Origin of the sequence: Clostridium sp. AM34-9AC (assembly GCF_003480225.1) — a bacterium.
In the GTDB taxonomy this organism is placed as follows: domain Bacteria; phylum Bacillota; class Clostridia; order Lachnospirales; family Lachnospiraceae; genus Acetatifactor; species Acetatifactor acetigignens.
On the sequence record NZ_QUIU01000056.1, the window covers coordinates 944 to 3,341 of the forward strand.

Sequence of the window (2,398 nt, forward strand, 5' to 3'; positions counted from 1 at the left end):
GAGGGGAGTGAAAGAGAACCTGAAACCCTGTGTTTACAAACTGTGGAAGTACCATATGAGTACAACCGCGTACTTTTTGTAGAACGGTCCGGCGAGTTACGTTTACTGGCGAGGTTAAGCACTTAAGGTGCGGAGCCGAAGGGATACCAAGTCTTAACAGGGCGTTAAGTCAGTGTACGTAGACCCGAAACCGGGTGATCTACCCATGTCCAGGCTGAAGTTGCCGTAAAAGGCAATGGAGGGCCGAACGCACATCCGTTGAAAAGGGTGGCGATGAGGTGTGGGTAGGGGAGAAATTCCAATCGAACCCGGAGATAGCTGGTTCTCCTCGAAATAGCTTTAGGGCTAGCCTCGTGTTAACCTTGTGGAGGTAGAGCACTGAATATCCTAGGGGGCGTCAAAGTCTACCGAAGATTATCAAACTCCGAATGCCATAGAGGTGATGCACGGGAGTCAGACTGCACGAGATAAGTTGGGTGGTCAAAAGGGAAAGAGCCCAGACCTACAGCTAAGGTCCCAAAGTGCGTGTTAAGTGGAAAAGGATGTGGGATTTCGAAGACAACTAGGATGTTGGCTCAGAAGCAGCCATACATTCAAAGAGTGCGTAATAGCTCACTAGTCGAGAGGTCCTGCGCCGAAAATGTCCGGGGCTGAAACACGACACCGAAGCTTAGGACTCATACTTCGTATGAGTGGTAGAGGAGCATTGTTAGCGCAGCGAAGCTGTACCGGTAAGGAGCAGTGGAGTGCTAAGAAGAGAGAATGCCGGAATGAGTAGCGAGAGGAAGGTGAGAATCCTTCCGGCCGAATATCCAAGGTTTCCAGAGTAAAGCTGATCTGCTCTGGGTAAGTCGGGGCCTAAGGCGAGGTCGAAAGACGTAGTCGATGGATAACAGGTGGAGATTCCTGTACTATGTGTACCCAGAACTGTGGGGACGCATGTGGAGAGCATGAGCCGGGAAAGAGAAAACCGGTACAAGCGGGGTAGGAGTAAGGACAGCAAATCTTCCTTACAATCCGAAGACGTAATGTGGACCGAACCAAAGTAGGGAAGCGTGTGAGCCATGTGCCAAGAAAAGCCGCTATAGTGATACACATACCCGTACCGTAAACCGACACAGGTGGATGAGGAGAGAATCCTAAGGCCGACGGAAGAAGCATTGTTAAGGAACTCGGCAAAATGACCCCGTAACTTCGGGAGAAGGGGTGCCCTGTGAAAGCAGGGCCGCAGAGAATAGGCTCAAGCAACTGTTTAGCAAAAACACAGGTCTATGCGAAACCGAAAGGTGAGGTATATGGGCTGACGCCTGCCCGGTGCTGGAAGGTTAAGAGGAGAAGTCAGGCAACGAAGCTTCGAATTTAAGCCCCAGTAAACGGCGGCCGTAACTATAACGGTCCTAAGGTAGCGAAATTCCTTGTCGGGTAAGTTCCGACCCGCACGAAAGGCGTAATGATTTGAGCACTGTCTCGACAATGCATCCGGTGAAATTGAAGTACCAGTGAAGATGCTGGTTACCTGCGCCAGGACGGAAAGACCCCATGGAGCTTTACTCCAGCTTGATACTGGGATTCGATACTGTATGTACAGGATAGGTGGGAGACGTTGAGCATAGAACGCCAGTTTTATGTGAGTCGCTGTTGGGATACCACCCTTGCAGTATTGGATTTCTAACCTGCACCCATGACCTGGGTGGGGGACAATGTCTGGCGGGGAGTTTGACTGGGGCGGTCGCCTCCGAAAGGGTATCGGAGGCGCTCAAAGGTTCCCTCAGAATGGTTGGAAACCATTCGAAGAGTGCAAAGGCAGAAGGGAGCTTGACTGTGACACCGACGGGTGGAACAGGTACGAAAGTAGGACTTAGTGATCCGGTGGTATAAAGTGGGATTGCCATCGCTCAACGGATAAAAGCTACCCTGGGGATAACAGGCTTATCACTCCCAAGAGTTCACATCGACGGAGTGGTTTGGCACCTCGATGTCGGCTCATCGCATCCTGGGGCTGTAGCAGGTCCCAAGGGTTGGGCTGTTCGCCCATTAAAGCGGTACGCGAGCTGGGTTCAGAACGTCGTGAGACAGTTCGGTCCCTATCCGGCGCAGGCGGAGGATATTTGAGAGGAGCTGTCCTTAGTACGAGAGGACCGGGATGGACGGACCACTGGTGTATCTGTTGGCTATCAGAGCCATGGCAGAGTAGCCAAGTCCGGCAGGGATAAACGCTGAAGGCATCTAAGCGTGAAGCCCCCCTCAAGATGAGATATCCCTCAGAAATGAGTAAGACCCCTTGAAGACTACGAGGTAGATAGGAATGAGGTGTAAGCACAGCAATGTGTTCAGCTGACATTTACTAATCGGTCGAGGGCTTGACCAAAGGTTTTGGATAGGAAAAGGATGTAAGTTA

1 rRNA gene (only partly in view) is annotated in these 2,398 nt (G+C 51.5%); it reads left to right on the forward strand.

Features of this window, described 5'->3' with window-relative positions:
• A 23S ribosomal RNA gene (locus DW835_RS17570) occupies positions 1-2,368 on the forward strand; it begins 571 nt to the left of the window's first position.
• Positions 2,369-2,398 lie beyond the last annotated feature (30 nt).